Origin of the sequence: Paenibacillus sp. S-38, assembly GCF_049942825.1 — a bacterium.
In the GTDB taxonomy this organism is placed as follows: domain Bacteria; phylum Bacillota; class Bacilli; order Paenibacillales; family NBRC-103111; genus Paenibacillus_G.
Genome location: NZ_CP187970.1, coordinates 4,921,133 through 4,939,960, shown reverse-complemented (window position 1 = coordinate 4,939,960; position 18,828 = coordinate 4,921,133). Strand labels below are relative to the sequence as shown.

Annotated in this window: 16 protein-coding genes; 13 read left to right on the top strand and 3 right to left on the bottom strand. The window is 59.7% G+C overall.

Annotated elements, in window-relative coordinates; translation table 11 throughout:
- Nucleotides 1–115: 115 nt before the first annotated feature.
- From ACP26L_RS21630 to ACP26L_RS21580, 11 genes are all read left to right on the top strand, one after another.
- Nucleotides 116–2,437: an ATP-dependent helicase gene (locus ACP26L_RS21630; RefSeq protein WP_426446258.1), complete on the top strand. Its 2,322-nt coding sequence runs from the start codon at nucleotides 116–118 to the stop codon at nucleotides 2,435–2,437.
- Between the two features lie 322 nt (nucleotides 2,438–2,759).
- Nucleotides 2,760–3,059 carry a DUF2325 domain-containing protein gene (locus tag ACP26L_RS21625; protein ID WP_426446257.1) on the top strand — a complete coding sequence of 100 codons (300 nt, stop codon included), beginning with the start codon at nucleotides 2,760–2,762 and terminating at the stop codon, nucleotides 3,057–3,059.
- Between the two features lie 198 nt (nucleotides 3,060–3,257).
- A complete protein-coding gene (locus ACP26L_RS21620; RefSeq protein WP_426446256.1) occupies nucleotides 3,258–3,626 on the top strand; it encodes a WGxxGxxG-CTERM domain-containing protein in 369 nt (122 codons plus the stop codon).
- Nucleotides 3,627–3,852: 226 nt separating this feature from the next.
- Nucleotides 3,853–4,530 (top strand): SOS response-associated peptidase, encoded by a 678-nt coding sequence (locus ACP26L_RS21615; RefSeq protein WP_426446255.1) that lies wholly within the window; start codon nucleotides 3,853–3,855, stop codon nucleotides 4,528–4,530.
- Nucleotides 4,531–4,630: 100 nt separating this feature from the next.
- Complete coding sequence (locus ACP26L_RS21610) at nucleotides 4,631–4,849, top strand: hypothetical protein (RefSeq protein ID WP_426446254.1); 219 nt, start codon at nucleotides 4,631–4,633, stop codon at nucleotides 4,847–4,849.
- Nucleotides 4,850–5,009: 160 nt separating this feature from the next.
- The gene (locus ACP26L_RS21605) at nucleotides 5,010–6,725 is read left to right on the top strand and encodes an alpha-keto acid decarboxylase family protein (protein ID WP_426446253.1); all 1,716 of its coding nucleotides are present in this window, start codon (nucleotides 5,010–5,012) and stop codon (nucleotides 6,723–6,725) included.
- A gap of 101 nt (nucleotides 6,726–6,826) precedes the next feature.
- Complete coding sequence (locus ACP26L_RS21600; protein ID WP_426446252.1) at nucleotides 6,827–7,678, top strand: alpha/beta fold hydrolase; 852 nt, start codon at nucleotides 6,827–6,829, stop codon at nucleotides 7,676–7,678.
- Between the two features lie 95 nt (nucleotides 7,679–7,773).
- Nucleotides 7,774–8,601, top strand: a complete 828-nt coding sequence (locus tag ACP26L_RS21595) for an acetyltransferase (RefSeq protein ID WP_426446251.1) — start codon at nucleotides 7,774–7,776, stop codon at nucleotides 8,599–8,601.
- A gap of 316 nt (nucleotides 8,602–8,917) precedes the next feature.
- Nucleotides 8,918–11,686, top strand: a complete 2,769-nt coding sequence (locus ACP26L_RS21590) for a fibronectin type III domain-containing protein (protein WP_426446250.1) — start codon at nucleotides 8,918–8,920, stop codon at nucleotides 11,684–11,686.
- A 208-nt stretch (nucleotides 11,687–11,894) separates the two neighbouring features.
- On the top strand, nucleotides 11,895–13,295 hold the full coding sequence (locus ACP26L_RS21585) for an MATE family efflux transporter (protein ID WP_426446249.1): 1,401 nt from the start codon (nucleotides 11,895–11,897) through the stop codon (nucleotides 13,293–13,295).
- 173 nt (nucleotides 13,296–13,468) lie between these two features.
- Complete coding sequence (locus ACP26L_RS21580) at nucleotides 13,469–13,657, top strand: hypothetical protein (RefSeq protein WP_426446247.1); 189 nt, start codon at nucleotides 13,469–13,471, stop codon at nucleotides 13,655–13,657.
- A gap of 69 nt (nucleotides 13,658–13,726) precedes the next feature.
- Here ACP26L_RS21580 and ACP26L_RS21575 read toward each other — a convergent pair whose 3' ends face one another.
- Nucleotides 13,727–14,524 (bottom strand): inositol monophosphatase family protein, encoded by a 798-nt coding sequence (locus ACP26L_RS21575; protein WP_426446245.1) that lies wholly within the window; start codon nucleotides 14,522–14,524, stop codon nucleotides 13,727–13,729.
- A 79-nt stretch (nucleotides 14,525–14,603) separates the two neighbouring features.
- Nucleotides 14,604–15,383, bottom strand: a complete 780-nt coding sequence (locus ACP26L_RS21570; protein ID WP_426446243.1) for a TrmB family transcriptional regulator — start codon at nucleotides 15,381–15,383, stop codon at nucleotides 14,604–14,606.
- 295 nt (nucleotides 15,384–15,678) lie between these two features.
- Here ACP26L_RS21570 and ACP26L_RS21565 point away from each other — a divergent pair, with 295 nt between their 5' ends.
- Together ACP26L_RS21565 and ACP26L_RS21560 are read left to right on the top strand one after the other, a co-directional pair.
- Nucleotides 15,679–16,773: an AI-2E family transporter gene (locus ACP26L_RS21565; protein ID WP_426446241.1), complete on the top strand. Its 1,095-nt coding sequence runs from the start codon at nucleotides 15,679–15,681 to the stop codon at nucleotides 16,771–16,773.
- 131 nt (nucleotides 16,774–16,904) lie between these two features.
- A complete protein-coding gene (locus ACP26L_RS21560; RefSeq protein ID WP_426446240.1) occupies nucleotides 16,905–17,705 on the top strand; it encodes a hypothetical protein in 801 nt (266 codons plus the stop codon).
- A 61-nt stretch (nucleotides 17,706–17,766) separates the two neighbouring features.
- Here the strand turns inward: ACP26L_RS21560 and ACP26L_RS21555 are convergent, their stop codons facing one another.
- Nucleotides 17,767–18,579 (bottom strand): hypothetical protein, encoded by an 813-nt coding sequence (locus tag ACP26L_RS21555; RefSeq protein WP_426446239.1) that lies wholly within the window; start codon nucleotides 18,577–18,579, stop codon nucleotides 17,767–17,769.
- Nucleotides 18,580–18,828: the final 249 nt, after the last annotated feature.

The following is an 18,828-nucleotide window of genomic DNA, read 5'->3' as shown; positions in this document are numbered from 1 at the left end:
GGGCGCCGGCTCCTTCCTTTTTCTGGCGCAAGAGGGGAACTGACGTTTCGGGGGGAGAGTGCTATAATGGGAAAGTGCATACATACCTAAGGTAAAGCAAGAGAGGTCGCAAGGCATGCAGCAGCGGATCGATTTTTTTACAAGCAAAAAAGAGGAGCTCGGCGTTTCCTTAAGCGAGGTGCAGAAGCAGGCCGTCCGGCAGACGGAAGGGCCGCTGCTCCTGCTGGCGTCGCCCGGCTCCGGGAAGACGACGACGATGATCATGCGCATCGGCTATCTCATCGAGCGGATGGGCGTCGAACCGTCGAGAATCAAGGCGGTCACCTTCAGCCGGGCTTCGGCGTCGGATATGAAGGAGCGCTTCGCGCGGTTTTTTCCGGGCCTTGAGCCCGTCAAATTTTCAACGATCCACAGCCTGGCCTTTCAGGTGCTGAGGGAGCATTTTTACAAGACAAGAACGCCGTATCATCTGATCGAGGGGCAGGTGGACCTGGAGGAAGAGACGGAAGGGGACGGCGCCCAGCCGGCGGCGGATCAGCCTCCGCTGCACAAGAAGTTCATCCTGCGCCACTTGTACAAGACGACCACCGGAGAGAACATCACGGACGAGCAGATGGAGGAGCTTACAACCTATATCTCGCTCGTCAAGAATAAGATGATACCGCCGGAGCAGTGGGAGTCGGTGAAGACCGATGTGCCGCAGGCGCACCGCGTGCTGATCGCGTACGAGGAATACAAGCGGGCCGGCAGCGGCAAGGGGCTGCTCGTCGACTTCGATGACATGCTGACGATCGGCAATGAGATTCTGGAGCGGGACCGGGAGCTGCTGGGCCGCTATCAGCGAAGATACGATTATGTGCTCACCGACGAAAGCCAGGATACGTCGCTGGTACAGCATGCGATTATCGAGAAGCTGGTGCGGGAGCACGGGAACCTGTGCGTGGTCGCCGACGACGACCAGTCGATCTACAGCTGGAGAGGGGCGGACCCTTCCTATCTGCTGAACTTCAAGGCGGCCTATCCTGCAGCCGTCACGCTGTTCATGGAACAGAATTACCGCTCGAGCCGGGATATTGTGGATGCTGCGAACCGGTTCATCCGGCGCAACAAGAACCGGTACGAGAAGAACATGTTCACCCGCAATCCGCGCAGCGCCCCGCCTCAGATCCGCACTTTCGCGGATTACAAGAGCCAGGCGAAGTACCTGGTGGAAGAGATCCGGGGCCTTCCGGAGCTTGGCGAAGCGGCGGTGCTGTACCGCAACAATTCCTCCTCCATCACGCTGATCAACGAGTTCGACCGGGCCGGAATCCCTTTTTTCATGAAGGATACCGACAACCGGTTCTTTTCCCACTGGGTGGTGGAGGATGTGCTGAACTTCATGCGCATGTCGTTCACCGACAGACGGGCCGATCTGCTTGAGACGATTCATACGAAGTGCGCCGGCTATATCACCAAAAGCCAGATGGCCCAGCTTCTCGGAATCAACAGCCAGGAGTCCGTCTTCGATACTCTGCTGAAGCAGGTTCCCCTGAAGGAGTATCAGGTGAAGCCGATCGAGCTTCTCCGGGACAACTTCCGGCGGATGAAAGGGATGCCGCCAAAGGAAGCGATCCGGCATATCCGGGGCAAGCTCGGCTACGAGAAGGCGCTGGAGAGGCTGTGCGAGCGGCTCGGGTTCCGCAAGGAGCATCTCTTCGGAATTCTGGGTACGCTGGAGGAGATCGCCGATACGCTCGGCACCATGGAGGAATTCGCCGCGCGGCTGAAGCATCTCGAAGGCGTGCTCAAGAGCTCGAAGCACAAGAAGGGACAGAATGCCGTCACCTTCTCTACCCTGCACAGCGCCAAGGGGCTTGAATTCGAGCGCGTCTATATGATCGATCTGGTCGACGGGATCATTCCGTCGTCGGAAGACAAGCAGGGCGTGACGGCGGAAGAGGCCTCGCTCTCCCTGGAGGAAGCCGTCCGGCTCTTCTATGTCGGCATGACGCGGGCGAAGCGGCATCTGGAGCTGCTCACCTACAAGTCGCGGGAAGGGGAGAAGGTACAGGAATCCCCGTTCGTGACGGATGTCCGGAACATCCTGAACCCGGGCGGGCCGGAGCACGGAAAGAAGGCGGCTGCAGGTGGGGCGGCCGGCGGAAGGCCTCAGGCCTCCGGCAGTGAGGGAACCGGCAGGGCGTCAGCTAGTGCTAAGGCAGCTGCCCCTGCCCGCCGGAGGAATCCGAACGCGGTCCGCGCGGCTTCGGAGCTGGCCGTAGGCCGGGATGTGCTGCATCCCGTATTCGGCTCCGGCACGGTTGTGAAGCTGGCCGGGGAACGGATTCACATCCGCTTTGGGACGGCTGACAAGGTGCTGTCGGTGGCGACCTGCCTGGAGATGGGGCTGCTCGAGCTGGAGAAGCCGCAAGGCAAGCCAGGGAGCGGCCGGTGAAGCGCCTTGCTTTTCCATTGCCCAGTGAGGATGTATGGTTTTGAAAGCGACCTTTAAAGCGGCTTCCCGCCGCTCGGGCGGCTAATCCCAACAGAAACCGTATGCAATCGGGAGAAGGCTCTTGCTTTTCCATTGCCCAGTGAGGGTGTATTGTTTTGTAAGTGACCTTTGTGCGAAGCACAACGGAACACAAAACAATACACCCGAACGCCCTTAATTCCGATAAAACTTATTGACTTAAATGGAAATTGAGGTATCATAAAACTATCAGACAAGGAACAGCGGAGATTCGATCAGCCATTTGACAAGGGGGACATGCGAAATGAAAAGGAAGACGGTAGCGATTATCGGAGGAAGCCAAACGGATACGTTCAAGAAGCTAGGCGAGAAACGCGGGCTGCTCGTCGAGCATCACGACGGAAAAACCGGCGGGGGTTCGATCGATGTGTACTTTCAGCGGATTATCAACAAAGCCGACGTGATTATTGTCCTCCGCGGGGCAATCAAGCACACTTCCATGTGGGCGGTCCGCGAGCTGGCCGAGAAGAAGGGAAAGAAGATCGACTATCACGACGGCTTCGGCGCGTCCGGCGCGTTGGAGAAAGCGCTCCAGCTCGTGTAAGTGCAAAAATGCGATAGGCTATCCCTTATAAGGCAGGTGAAAGGCATACTTCAGCCAGGACACAGAATAGAGTAGACCCCATCCGGCGTACCGGGTGAGGGTCTATTTGGCGCTTGGCAGCCTCCGCGGATAAGTCCCCCTCTTGAAGGAAAACCTAGAAGAAGAGGGATGGAATTCTGCTGACAAGGAGGGGTTCGCATGATCAAGACCGTAGGGCTGGGACTGCTCCTGGCTCTGAACCCGGCAGCGGGACAAAGCCCACCGCAGGAGACCGGAGTGGTGGATTACTACGGAACCAACCCGACGCTCTGGGATACGAGCTTCGCCAAGACGGTGGCCCCCCATGCGAACGTTCCGCAATTCCGGGTTCAGGGAACGGACGGTGAACTGGGGCAGGCCGATCTGACCGACGGGCGCTGGGGGGATCCGGGCGGCACCCCGTACCGGGCTGCAGGCACTGCACCCGGGAAGCGGGACTCCCATTGGCTGGGCCTTGCCGGCCTGCTGGGGCTGCTTGGTTTAAGACGCAGAGCGGAAGTGTCATCTGAGAGATCACGTGAAGATTGATCATCACCCCATGCATACGGCCCCTCCTGATCATGGGAGAGGGCTGCATTTTTTTTGAAGGATAGCTACGATCGCCGGCTGATTGGAGTAAGAGAGCCTATCCCCTTTTGGAGCGCGGACAAACGTGCGTAATCCCATACCGGTCACCGGTCATGTTGTGAAGACAGGCCGCGCCGGGTAATAAGAGGGAAACCACTGTGATCAGGCGGGAAAAGGAGGCGTTCGTATGTGCGGCCGATTTACACTCACGGTATCTCCGGAAGTGATCCTGGAGCATTTTGACATAGCCGGGGGACTGGAGGAGTATCATCCGAGGTATAACGTGGCGCCGGGCCAGCAGGTGTGGGCGGTCGTCCAGGACGGACAGGCCAGCCGGATCCGCTCTCTCAAATGGGGACTGGTGCCGTTCTGGGCCAAAGATCCGAAGATCGGGTACCGTACGTTCAATGCCAGGAGCGAGACGGCGGCCAAGAAGGCGGCCTTCCGGGAGCCGATGAAGCATTCGCGCTGTCTCATTGTGGCGGACGGGTTCCTCGAGTGGCGTACAGGCGGGGGCGGGACCAAGCAGCCGGTGCGCTTCCGGCTGAAAAGCCGGGAAGTCTACGGCTTCGCCGGTCTCTGGGAGACGTGGAGAGGGAGGGACGGAACAGAGCTTGCCACCTGCACGATTCTGACAACGGAGCCCAATGACATCGTCCGGGAGGTGCATGACCGGATGCCGGTCATTCTGCCGCGGGAGGCGGAGCAGGCGTGGCTCGACCCGGGCGTAGAGAATCCCGCGGACCTGCAGCAGCTTCTGCGGCCGTATCCTGCGGAGGAGATGTACGCGTATGAAGTGTCGCCGCTGATCGGGAATGTGAAGAACGATTCGGCTGACCTTCTGGAAGAGTTGAATTCGAAGTAAGGGGTACCATGAATCTCTCCTTTGCCTGGAGAAACCAACGGGAGTTCTCTTCAGGATTTGTAATTATTTGTCGATAAATAACTACAAAGGGGGGAAGGGCATGCGGCCTTTGGTTAATGATATGGAGCTGTGCACGGCTCTCGTCTATCAAGCCGAGATCTTGGTGTTCGCGGGCAGGGAGATGGTGCAGCGGGGGAGAATCTTGGCGATGACCGAGCATTCGGTGCAGATTGGAGAAAAGCGGTTCTCACGGGCCGACTGCTCCTTCTGGATGCCGCTGGAAACGGAACGGGAGGAAAGCATCGCCGCTTGCGGGTAGGACCGCAGGCGGGATGCTTTTTTTCTTAAGTTGGGTGCATTTTCAGATGGATGCACTTACTCGAGAGGACCTCAATCAGGTGGGCTTATCAGCGCGATTCGGGTAATAGGAGTAGGTAACGCAAACCAGATCCGTCAGGGATAGGAAAGGAGTGTGCAGCATGTCCGCCAAAACAGAGAAAGACGGCCGCCAAGCAGAAGGGAAGGCGGAGCAGGCAGTCTCCCTCGGCAGGTTTCTGTTCGAATGTCTGAAGCGGGAGGGAGTGACCGAGGTCTTCGGTGTTCCCGGGGACTACAACTTCACCCTGCTCGATGAGCTGGAGAGGGTGCCGGGGATTCGTTTTCTAGGCGGCCGCAACGAGCTTAACGCCGGTTATGCCGCAGACAGCTATGCGCGGCTCAAGGGATTGGGCGCGCTGATCACCACCTTCGGCGTCGGGGAGCTGAGTGCGGCCAATGCCATAGCCGGGGCGTACAGCGAAAGCGTGCCGGTCGTTCACATTGTCGGCTCACCGAAATCCTCGGCCCAGCGGGACCGCCGCCTCCTGCACCATACGCTGCTGGACGGGGAATATGACGTGTTCCGCACAGCCATTGAGGGAATCACGGCTTATACCGCGGTGCTCACCCCGGAGAATGCGGCGGCTGAGATTCCCAAGGCGATCCGAACGGCCAAGGAAAAGAAGAAGCCGGTGTATCTGGTCACCGCCATCGATCTCGTCGACCGGCCGGTCGGACAGGCCGGGCCGGTGACGACGGCACCACCGCAGCATGCGATAAACCCGGCTTCGCTTGAAGCGGCCGCGGCCCATGCGCGCCGTCTGCTGGAGAGTTCGCACAGCGCGGTAATCCTCTCCGACCTGCCTGTGCAGCGATATGGGCTGCGGGAGCAGGTGGAGCGTCTGGCTGAGGCGATGAACGTCCCGGCGGCCTCAACCATGCTCGGCAAAGGTGCGTTCGACGAAACGCATCCGCATTACATCGGCGTGTACGGCGGCGCTTTCGGCAGCGAGGAGCTGCGTAACGCTGTGGAAGAGGCCGGATGCGTGATCGCCATAGGGCTCATCCGGTCGGACGGCAACCTGGCGAACTTCACCGCGAAGCTGGACTCCCCGCGGCTGATCGATATTCAGCCGGAAGCGGTCCGGATCGGGGAGGCACTCTACCCGGGGATTCCAGCCGATGTGATGCTGCGGACGCTGCAGGAGAGCGGATTCCGCTTCGGCAGCCTGCCGCGGATCGGGCATCCCTATGAGGAAGTTACTGGTGCCCCCGAAGAAGCGGTCTGTGCGCGCTCGTATTATCCGCGCTTTCAGCGGATGCTGAAAGAGAGGGATATCGTCGTAGTCGAGACGGGCACGCTCGCCTACGGGATGTCGGAGGTCCGTCTGCCGAAAGGAGCCGACTACATTCACCAGGGAGGCTGGCAGAGCATCGGGTATGCGGTGCCGGCCGCCTTCGGTGCGGCAGCGGCGGACCCGCAGCGCAGGGTGGTGCTGTTCACCGGCGACGGGTCCCTGCAGCTGACGGTGCAGGAGATCAGCTCGATGCTCGCTTACGGCTGCCGTCCGATCCTTTTTGTACTGAACAACCGGGGCTACACGATCGAAAAGTACCTGAACGTAAAAACGGAGGGACAGCGGTACAACGAAATCCCGGAATGGTCGTATACGCGGCTGGCCGAAGCGTTCGGCGGGGAGGCCTACACGGCCCGGGTCCGGACGAACGGGGAGCTGGATGCGGCGATCGCCGAAGCTGAGGCCCAGTGCAGCCGCCGGTTGTGCCTCATCGAGCTCATTCCCGAGGATCCTCTGGACGCGCCTCCTTACCTGCAGCGCAAGAGAAGCTATCTGGAAGCGCAGGAGGGCAAGCAGTAAACCTTAGTTATCAAACAAAGTTTCCATTTGCCTGGAAGGGTGCGTAGGATACCATGGGAGAGATGGAATTCCTTAGCACCCCGGCAAAGGAGACAAGTACCATGATATCCAGAGGCATCATTGACATCGACGGCTTCCCGCTCGCTTACCGGATCGAGGGGGAAGGTCCGCCCGTTCTTATCGTCGGCAGCGAAACGTATTATCCGCGGCTGTTCTCTCCGGAGCTGCGGAAGAGGCTGCAGTTCATTTTTATCGACCACCGGGCCTTCGTCAAGCCTTCCCGCGAGATCGGGCCGGATGATTACACGCTGGAGCGGATCGTGCAGGATATAGAGATCGTCCGCACGGCATTGAAGCTCGGGCGCATTACGGTGCTCGGCCATTCGGGCAGCGCGTTCATAGCGCTCGAATACGCAAGGCTTTATCCCGGGCATACCGCCAAAGCGGTTCTGCTGAATACCGCGCCTACGAACAGCATAGAGCGCCGGCAGGGCAGCATCCGGCATTTCGAGGAGACGGCCTCTGCGGAGCGCAAGGCGAAGTTCGAGCGGGACATCGCGTTATTACAGGGGGATATCGAGAGGGAGCCGGAGCGGCGGTTTGCGCACGGATGCATCCGGATGGCCGCGCACAGCTTTTATGACCCCGAGGTGGATGCGGCTCCAATGTGGGAGGGTGTGTACACAAACATGGAGATCATCGACGATCTGTGGGGCAGGGTGTTCGCGGAGATTGATCTCGCAGAGCGTCTGTGTAAAGTGCATGCCCCCGTATGGATCGGACTTGGGCGGTACGATTACCTCGTAGCTCCGGTTTCTCTGTGGGATGGAATCGAGGAGCGATGCGCCCATGTGAAGAAAACGGTGTTCGAGTTCAGCGGGCACAACCCGATGTGGGAGGAGCCGGAAGCGTTCGACCGGCTGCTGACCGAGTGGGTGGATGCGAGGGAGTAGGCTTATAGCGCATTCTGGCGTTTCCGTCAGGAAGCGCTCTTTTTTTGTGGAGGCATGGTATAATAAGGAAAAAAGAGGAGCAGGAGGCGGGCACGATGCAGAGGCTTAACAGCGGGACGGCGGTAAAGGTGGAAGAAGCGGAGATCCGCGCGGTGGCTTCCCGGCTTCAAGCCATTCGCGAGCAGGAGGGGAACCCCCACGGCGTGTACATCCGGCGCTTCGGCCGGGTTCATGCCTTCCTCGTCAAAGCTATTCCGGATTTCAATTCGGTCAGGGGACTGGGACTGGAGGAAGGAGACGAGGACCTTGTGGATGAGATCCTGGACTTTTATGCGGAGCATGAGGCGGCCTGCCGGTTCGACATCGTGCCCTTCGGTGCCGCGCCGGCCCTGCTGACCCGGCTGGCGGAGCGGGGGTATGGTCAATCCGGCTTTCATACGTCACTGTGCGGCTTCGTTCCGCAGCTGGGTCTTTCCGCGGATCCGCGAAGCGGAAGGCTGGCTGTCCGGAGGCTGCGGGAGGATGAATTTGGCCTGTATGCCGAAATCTACACGGCCTCCTTCGGCATGCCGGCGTTCCTGCAGCCCGCTGTTGCTGAGAACAATCGCGTGCTGTACGGCCGGAGCGGCTGGCGCTTCTACCTCGCGCTGTACGACGATCAGCCTGCCGCGGTCGGGGTGCTCCATGCAGAGCAAGGGACCGGCTCGCTGGCCGCGGCAGCCACCCTGCCCGGGTTCCGCCGGCTCGGGTGCCAAAGCGCGCTGCTGCTCGCAAGGCTCGAGGAGGCCGTACGGCAGGAGTGCGGCCTGCTGGTGGGACAAGCGGCCTTCGGCTCGCCCAGCCAGGCCAATATGGAGCGGATCGGCATGAAGGTCGCGTACACGAAGGCCTTGTGGCGCAGGCTCGAGACCGCCAAGGGGTGAAGGAGGCCGGAGGAGCGCAGGGAAGCGGCGGGTAGGCGTCATTGAAATACCAAGACCGCGGGGCCAGTCGGCCTTACTTCTCTGTCTAGAATGCCGGCTGCTCCCGGCCCATGGTCCCTTCGGGGCACTTTTGCCATTTCTTGTCTTTACGTGACACAGCGGAGTTTATTATAATGAGGTCGAATTGTCTGTTTATGTCAAAGGAAGGGAGGAGCTGGAACGAGAGCCTCCAAGAATCGGCACAAGAGAACAAAAGACGGCAGGATCTGTCTTTTGCGATACAAAATGTATCCGAATGAAAAGGAGTTTTAATCCCATGATTCAAAGGCTGTTCACCCCGCTTCTCGCCCTGATGCTTTTCCTCCAACTATCCGCTTCGGTTTATGCTTCGGAGAATATCAAGGTCACCATGAGCCTGTCGTCCTTCTGGGAAGTGAGTGAGAATCATCTTCCCGTTACCGCTTGGGTGGAGTCCAAGTACCCCATCCGCAGCGTCAAAGCGAGCATCGATTCGACAGAGGTCGATCTGCGGGTCTGCTCTTACGAGGGTCCGTACTGCGGAGAAATTCCACTCGGGGGCATCGCCTATGGCGAGAAGACCGTGATCGTTAAAGTCGAGGATGTGGAAGGGGGGACTGCAGCCGCCCAGACGACGTATGTTCACTTGCCGAACCCCGAGCTTCAGGTGATCGAACCGCTCGAGAATTCCGTGGTAACGGACGGCAGGCTCCATGTCCGGATGAATGTGCTCAGCAACGCCTCGAATCCCAATATTTATGGGGACCTGAGAGATGACCGCGGGAATACGTTTTCCCCGTTCGAAGGTACGGACCATGTCGACGAGTGGGTGGATGTGCCGGGTAGCTATGGCAGCTCCGCCTCGCTGTACGCCCGCTTAACGGACGACACGGGCATGTCGACCGCGTACCGGTCCAAGCTCTATATCGAGAACAATCCGAGGCTTCAGCAGGTTTACTCGATCGGAGAGACCGGTCCGTTCGATATCGTCGCTTACGATGAGGCGAGAGTATTTGCCCTCTCGAACAATAAGTTGTACCAGATCGTGCGGTCGGACGGAACGAAGACCGAGATTCCCTCGGCTCCGATCGGTGAACGGTTCGGCGGCGGCTTTCATCTCACACCGGCCGGGCTGCTGTTCAGTGTGACGGATCCATACGATCAGGACAAAACCTACTTCTGGAACGGCACAGAAGCCAGGGAGCTGGCCGACCCCATCGAGAGCGATGTGCAGACCCAAGGGAATATGGCGCTCTATCACAGCGGAGAGTACGGCAGCCAGTGGGTATGGCTGAACCTGGAGACCGGCGAAGCACGACGGTATCCGCTCTCCCAGTTCAGCAGCGCATATCTTGAATCCGGCGGAGACCTGCTCACGGTGCAGGGGGATGCGATCAAGAGATGGAGGACGGATGGAACCGAGGAAGTAGTGCTCACCGGACAAAGCGGCATCGAGAGCCTAATCTCGGATGGCGGCCGGATCGTCTTTAAGCAAGCCGGCGTGGAATCGCTGCATGCTTATGACGGAGGGCAGGTGGAGACGGTCGCCCAAGGCCCGGTGGGCACCTATCTCGCAGCCGGCGGATGGATTGCTTACACGGCTCCAGCCGGGGGGGACTCAAAGCAGGCATTCCTCCGTTCGCCGCAGGGAGAGAGCCGGCAGGTCACTTCCTCCGGGAGCGAAGCGATCGTCAAGGAACTGCAGCCGGATGGGGAATTAGCTGTCGTTGACGGCGCCGACCTGTATGTTGCCAGGGCCGGAGCGCGGGAGCCTGAGCGTCTAACCTCGTACTATGTGGGAAAAGTGCAGCACGCGAACGGCAAATGGTACAAAGGCCTCGGCCGCACCCTGTTCGAGATCCGGACGGGAGCAGCGGACACGGAAGCCCCCGTCTGGCCTTCCGCAGATGCGCTAACCGTACAAGAGGTGACATATAACTCGGCCCTGCTGCAGTGGCAGCCGGCGACCGATAACGCAGCCGTAGAGCAGTACCGCATCTACCAGGGCGAATCGCTGATCGGGAGCGTTGCCGGTTCGGTTTACGCCTACCCGGCTGTAGGATTGCAGCCTGCATCCACCTATACCTTCTCGATCGAAGCGGTGGATGCCGCTGGGAATGTGTCCGCCGTAACCCCTGCGCTGAAGGTCTCCACGCCTGCACAGTCGGCGGTGGATACATCAGCACCGGTTTGGCCGTCCCAGGAGGGTGCGCTTACGGTTCAGGATGTGACTTACAGCTCGGTGAAGCTGGCGTGGATCCCAGCCCTGGATGATACAGGCGTCTCTGCCTACCGGGTCTACCGCGGCACCGAGCTGCTGGATACCGTCAGCGGGGCTGTGTATAACTACTCCGTTACGGGTCTTGCGCCGGAGACGCTGTACGAATTCGGTGTACGTGCCGTGGATGCGGCCGGGAATGCGGGGCCGGCGGCTGCCGCATCGGTTACGACCGCAGCCTATGGTCCTGTAACGCAAACGCCTGCCGTATCGCTGCAGTTGAAATCCGGGTTCCTCGCGAAGGGCTCTCCAGTTGAGGTCACCGTGCGGTCCGATCAAGCAGCGGATCTCTATGCGTTCCTGCTCAGGCTGCAGTATGACCGGAGCTGGCTAAAGCTGAACACCGTGACCCTGCACGGCGAGTTCGGCAAAGAAAAGAAGGATGCCGTCCTGTCGGCTACCGGCCTGCAGGCCGAGACAGTCGGGTTGACGGGCTCCCTGCTCGGATCTGTACCGGGTAAGAACGGGAGCGTAGGGCTGGTGACCCTGAAGTTCACCGCGCTGCAGAACGGCGGCACGGAGCTTCGGCTGCTGTCCTCATCCCTTGCGGACAGCCAGGGGAACGTGCGGCAGGCGGCGCAGCCGCAGGTCTTGACGATCCAGATCGGCAGAGGAGACTTCGATCACGACGGAGTGATCGGGCTGAGCGATCTCGTGCTGATCTCCCAGGCCTACGGATCCGCGAAGGGGGATGCCGGGTATGATCCGGCGTTCGATCTTAACAGCGATGCGCGCGTGGACCTGACCGACGTTCAGTATATCGCAGGCAGGGTGTCTGCGGGAGCATAGCCCGGGCCGGCGGATGGAATGTCCTCCGCCGCCTGCATGAAGTGGGAAACCCGCCCTCGGCGGGTTTCTTTTTGCTGGTTGAAGAAGTGCTGCCGCGAAGGCAGGTGAAGCGGTTTACCCTAATGGCGTCCGGATGAAAGAATCATTTGACTGTAACCGTTTGCGTAACATACACTGGGGGCATTTGAAAACATGAGGAGCCTGTACTGTGAATACCGAATCTCTGCCTACATGGAAAAAATTAAGCCTGTTCGCCGTCACCTGGCCGATCTTCGTCGATTCCGTCCTGCGAATGCTGCTCGGCACAGCCGATGTGTATATGCTCAGCCGCATCTCGGACCGGGTCACCGGAGCCGTCGGCCTGGCCAATGAAATCGTTGTTTTCTGTATTCTGATGTTCGGCTTTGTCGGCATCGGCACCAGCGTGGCCGTCGCCCAGTTCCTCGGTGCCGGACGGGCACAGGAGGCGAGCCGCATCTCGGCGCTGGCCATCACGATCAATTTGATCTTTGGCCTCCTCGTCAGCCTGACCCTGGTGGTCTTCGGCGAAGGAATCATGCGTCTGATGAATCTGCCGCCGGAGCAGACGGCGATCGCCAAGCAGTATCTGACGATTATCGGCTCCTTTATCTGGATCGAAGCCCTGTCGTATGCCATCTCTTCGATTATCCGCTCCAACGGACAGACGAGGGATGTCATGTTCGTCACCCTCGGTGTGAATCTGATCCACATCGCCGGCAATTATCTGCTGATCTTCGGCCACTTCGGATTCCCGGAGCTGGGGGTAACAGGGGCTGCCGTCTCCACGGCCGCCAGCCGGCTGATCGGCCTCGTGGTTCTGATCTTCATCCTGTACCGGCGCATTCCGTTTCCGATACGGCTGAAGGATTACACTACGTGGAACGGCACTTATGTGAGACAGATTCTCTCGATCGGCCTGCCTTCCGCAGGCGAGCATCTCTCCTGGCAGTCCCAGCACATGATGACCGTCAGCTTCATCAATCTCATCGGGACAGCCGCACTGAGCACCCATGTGTACGTGATGAACATTTCCAACTATTTCATGGCGCTCGGCATGGCCATCGGGATGGGCACGGAGATCCTAATCGGCCATATGATCGGGGCGGGAGAGACCAAGGCGGCCTATCACAGGCTGCTGACAAGCCTGCGGTTCTGCTTCCTGCTGACCGCGGCCGTAGTGGGGTGCGCTTCGCTCTTCCGCGAGCAGCTCATGGGACTGTTCACGACGGATGCGGATATTATCGCGATGGGCTCAAGCATTCTTCTGCTGTCCATCATCCTGGAGCCCGGACGTACCTTCAATCTTGTGGTCATCAACTCGCTTCGCGCAGCGGGGGACGCCAGGTTCCCGGTCATGATGGGAGTGCTCTCGATGTGGGGCGTCGCCGTGCCGCTTGCCTACCTGCTCGGGATCAAGCTGGGCATGGGCCTGCTCGGCGTCTGGATCGCATTCACCGCGGACGAATGGCTTCGCGGCCTGATGATGCTGCTCCGGTGGAGAAGCCGGGCCTGGGAGAGCAAAGCTCTCTTGAAGCCGGCCGGCACAACTGCCGCCGCTGCCGAACATGGCGTGTGGGGCGGCGACTGAAGAATAAGTGGACCGCTGGAGAGCTCCAGCGGTCTCTTGGCATTGGCGGTCCGGGCGCCCGTCTTCAGCCGATGGGCCTGGGGTTGACTTCGCCGCCCGAATTGCCTATTGTCGAGCTAGAACGTATGAACGTAACACTGCGGGAACCCGGAGCGTGGAAAGGGGCATAGAATATGCGCATTCAAGTGCAATTGTCGGTAGCCGGCCAACCCGTGAAGAGGGAAGAGCTCGTGATCGAGGAGACGAAGCTCGGCGAGCTCACCGACGAAGAGATTGAGCAGGCCATTGAGATCAACATCCGCAGCTGGGCGGACCGGATGATAGAGATCGCCTGGGAAGTGGTTGACGAAGAGGGCGCTTGAGCTGCGGCAGGTGGCGCCTTGCATCTTGAAGGTAGTCCTGCCGGGAGACTGATCCGGCAGGACGGCGGCCTATGGGTGCAGCACCGTCTGAATCCCCGCCCGCAGCGGCTCATGGCCGGCGATAATGCCTGTGCACCCCCAGGTGAACGGCTCCCCGGCCGGCCCGGTGACATGCCCCCCGGCTTCGGAGACGAGCAGTGCGCCAGCCGCCCAGTTGTACAGGGACTCGCCATACTCCCAGTAGGCGTCCAACCGGCCGCCGGCCACATAGGCGAGCTGCAGGGCGACGGAGCCCATCATCCGGATGAGGAAGGCTTCCGGAAGAAGGAGTCCGTAGCTTCGCGCCGCAGCTTCCGTGACGGCCGGGTCGGGCTCGGGCACCGCCGGAGGGGCCGTCGCGAGCAGGGCCGCCGACAGGGCGGTCTTGCGTGCGGTGCGGATCGGCCTACCGTTCAGGAAGGCGCCGCCGTCCCGCACCGCGTGAAAAAATTCATCGCGGTGCGGGTCATACACCGCAGAGAAGACCGGCACGCCGCCGTCGATCAGGCAGAGCGACATCGCCCAGAGCGACATGCCCTGATGCAGGTGCATCATGCTGTCCACGGCGTCAAGCACCCAGTAGGCGCCGTCCTGCTCGGGGCTTTGCTGCCGGCCGAAATCCAGCTCCGCCTCGGACCAGCCTATCCCGGGATGCAGATCATCGAGCCGCCTACGCAGCTCGTGCTCTGCCGCGGCATTCGTCTCCAGAAATCTATGATACAGCTCTTCGAGCGTTACCGGAGGCGGCTCCGCGGAACACTTCTCTACCAGCTCGCGGCCGATGAGGCGAAAAGCGTCTTGAATTCCTTGGATGTTTACATGGATCATGGTTCTATTCCTCCTGATTATAGAAGTATTAATAAATACGACTAAAAAATGGTCTGAAAAAAGGAATGCCTGCAGCGGACTACAGGTATTCCTTGTAAGGCCCGATAATGCGTTCGTAATGCTCCCCGTATCTCTCCGCCAGCTCCCCGCCCAGATCCCGCTCGATCCGTTCCATGACGAGGTCGTGATAAAAGCCGTTCTGCAGCAGCTCCACCAGCGAAGGATGATCGGTCTCCAGCAGGGAAGGCTTCAGCGCTCTGCCGAAGCTGCCGAGCAGGGCGGACCGCGAATCGCAGAGCATTGAGAATTTGCGGGTCTCGGACTTGTTCCACTCCTCGCTGCGCTTGTGCACGAGGACCTGCTTCAGCGGCGTATGGCACGGGCCGATGCTGATCACGGTGACGGCGACGCCGCGCGACTCGGCCTCAAGCAGCGCTTCCTCAGCCAGGTGGAGGTCCTCGGCCCACAGGTCGACAAGGATGCTCCGGTCCGCATTAGCGGCGAGGCGCCGGATGGCGGTGCCGACGGCTTTGTCCCCATGCCAGCTGTAGAAGGACTTGGATGACGGGGGCGGGGCCTGCAGGCGGCTCAGCAGGGTGCGCGAGGTGAGCTCGAAGTCCGCCTGGAGCAGCCGGATCAGCTGTTCGATGGGGACGGCTTCGTAGACCACCGGTTCGCTCTCGATCATCCGGCACATGCCCTTATCCGCCAGGGAGCGCAGGGCAGCATACACATTCGTGCGGGAGACCGACACCTTCTTCGCCACCTCATACCCGGTGATTCCCTGTTCTTCGTGAAGGGCCAGGTAGCATCTTGCCTCCAGATCATTGAGGCCGATCCGCCGCAGTTCTTCGATCACATGGACAGCCTCCTCTTCGACATGATGTTCACTATATGCGTATTCAAGAATACTACTAAATATTACCCGGGAATCCATTCCACGTCAAGCCAATCGTTCTATTCCGGATCGCCGGGGGCCGGCGTCCCCCCAGCAGAGCGGTCCAGGTACCCCAGCAGAAGTCCGCGTTCCGAAGAAGTGCAGTGCGGAACTCCATTTGCCTCCATCATCCTTAAGCCCGGCAGCGGCCGCTCTGATTCAGCCGTTCTTCCCCATGGTAATGTAGGGAAAGGAAGTGCTGAACAGGGGGATGCCTATGTGGTACAGAGAGAATTTTTTCAAATATACGGTCGGTGCCATTCTGGTGCTCCTGGTGATTTTTCTGCTCGGCAAGATCGGTTACTTCTTCGCCCCCTTCCGGCAGATGTTCTCCGCGTTATTCTTCCCGCTCTTGATCTCCGGCTTTCTCTTCTATCTGCTTCGCCCCTTCGTGGATTATCTGGAGGGCAAGCGGCTGCCGAGGACGATGGCGATCCTCTTCATCTTTGCTATCCTGACCATGCTGATGTCCACGGCGGGCAGCTATATCAGTACGATGATTCAGCAGCAGTTCGTCGATCTGGCGAGCAATCTGCAGGAGAGCATTCAAGATGCCACGAAGAAGACGGATGACCTGCTGCAGGAAAACAACACGTTTTTCTCCGTCCAGGACATCGAGCAGAGGGTCAGCGCCACGCTGCGTTCCCTGATCGGGTGGGCACAAAACAATGTAGGGGGCATTGTCTCGGCGTTCGCCAGCGCGGCAACGACGCTGACGCTCGTCCCGTTCATTCTCTTCTACTTTCTGAAGGACAGCACAAGCTTCCATACGAGGGTCGTCCGGCCGTTTCCGGAGGAGTACAAGGGGGAGCTGAGCAAAATGCTGCTCGAGATGGATTTCACCATCTCGGCGTATGTGAAGGGCCAGGCGCTCGTGGCCGCCTTCGTGGGCGTGTTCATCTACCTTGGGTATCTGCTCATCGGCCTCGATTTTGCCTTCATCCTGGCGCTGTTCGCGATGTTCACCAATGTCGTCCCCTTTCTCGGACCGTTCATCGGGGCCATTCCCGCGCTGTTCATCGCCCTTACGGTGAGTCCGGTGATGGCCTTGAAGGCTGCACTCGTCACCCTCGTCGTGCAGCAGATCGAAGGCAATATGCTCCAGCCCAAGATCATGGGGGATAAGCTGGATATCCATCCGCTGACCGTCATCCTTCTTGTCGTCGCCGCCGGTTCCATCTCCGGCTTCGTGGGCCTGCTCATCGCCGTTCCCGTCTACGCGGTAGGCAAGATCATCCTGTTCAAAAGCCTCCGTATCTACAAGTTCCACCATGCGAACCAGCTGGAGAAGCGGGAGCGGAGGCTGCCCTAGCGGCAGCCCGATGAGATGATCAGAATGCCCCATTTTCGCAGCTTTCACGTCTTCACCGGTATTTTCGTACAAGCAGCCGGGGGAAACTAGTAATATCCTATTCTATTCTACTAGGATAGGATGGGATAGCGATGAAGCCTAAGAACCGCTTGCCGAGACTCCAAACTCTACGGGCTCCGGGTGCCGGGAGCAGCCGGGGGCGCCTGGGCACGAAGCCGGCCCGAATCTCCCAAACGACGGTCCGCTGCTTGGTGCTCTCGGTGTATGCCGCGCCGGATTCGACGATTACACAGGCTGCCTTTATCGACCATATGAACCGGATGATCCGTATCTGGAGAAGCTGCGGCATCTACTTCTCCATTCGTTTCCGGACGGCGGCAGGAGGTCCCACTTTCCGGCGCTTTCAGACGGGACCCATTGTGAATCCGGGGACATTCCCCTGCGGCGTTCCATTCTCGAGCCTTCATCCTTATTTCCGGGCGTGGCTCAATTACAGACCGGGTGCGCTGACTACGGACGTCGCCGTCTATTATGTCAAAGGCCCCCTGATTGGAGGGGCCATCGGGTGTGCGCCTTTCATCACGGATTCGGGGCCTGCGGTAGTGATTACGAACGGCTACTCCCCAACAACCCTTGCCCATGAAATAGGTCATGTCCTGAGCCTCGGTCATGTGGCCCAGATCCCGGCGAATACCTCGAACCTGATGTATCCGGTTGCTGTTGCCACACGGAGCGAGTTAACCGCTGATCAGTGTGCGGCCGCCCTGCGGAGCAGCCGTCTGCAGAACTGCCGGCTCGGCGATTCCCGGAGATCGACGCGTCTGCCGGGCAGCCAAACGAAGGAGCCTGTCTACCGCCGGCCCAAGCCGGGCATGGCAATTCCACGGTCCGCAAGAGCGAGTTCCCCGGTCAGCCGGCTTCGGAGAGACTGACGCATACCTGTTGTGCCCGGGCGGGGGCTGCTCTGCCGGGGCTTATTGTTGTGTGACTGCCTTAATCGGTTGAAAAACCGGATTTGATCACAAGAGTTACATACCTTGGAAGGTCATAGGAATAGAAGGGCGAGGTGAACGGCCCCAGATTGCGGTAACCGATCTGCAGGGAGTCCAGGATCCGATGCTGTTGTGCCTGTTCTTCCAGGCCTTTGTTGGTGATGATCAGTACGCCGGGCGATTCCAGATGGTGATAGGCGTGCTCGAACAGCCGGTACGGAAGGAAGCTCTCCAGCGGCAGCCCCCAATGCAGCAGCGGATCCTCCGTGACGAACGGGAGAAAGAAGGTGCAGAGGTTGAACGGCTCCCGGTAGCCCAGGAAGTCCATGGGCAGGTAAGCGGCAGCGGGACAACCGAGCTCCCGCAGATAAGCCTGCGCATAATCGTAAGCCGTATATCCCGTACGGTAGCGACGGTACGCGTCGAATTCCACGCCGTGCAGCCGCTCCACGGCAGCGAGGGTCCGGTAGAAGTGGAATAAGGCCGGCGCATAATAAAAGGTTCGGCTTCCGACATCCACCGCGCGGACCCGCTCTATTCCCAGGGAAGCCATGTGGGGACGGCAGGCTTCGAGGAGATCGAGAACATACAGATTCAAGCGGTAATCCTGTGCTCCAAGCCGCTTGTGCCACCGGGTGAAATCATACCGTTCGATGAACTCCTGTTCTCTGCGGCGGACATGGGGATCGCCGAACAAGCCTTCCTTGGAGGCGGCCTTGAGGCGGACGGGGCCCAGGCTGAAGCTGAGCCTGCTGCGGACCGCGAACCGGGCTTTATTGAACAGGCTGTGCAGCCGTTTATTCATCGGACTCATGGGCGCTCCCCCTTCGGTATTCGTACGGCAAGCCTAAGCATTATGGGTGATTTGGGTACCGCGAGCCAGCCGCTACCCTAGTCTAAGTATGACCCTTCCGGGGAAGAACTTAACAAATTTCCCGCTGTTTTTCTGCTTCACTTCGGAATGCTTATCCGAAGTGCACCGTGCCTGGCTGTCTTCAGACTCCAGCCGCCTCGTTAAGGGCTGTTTATTGGTGCTGCCCAGGTTGCGCGTCCACATACCGCT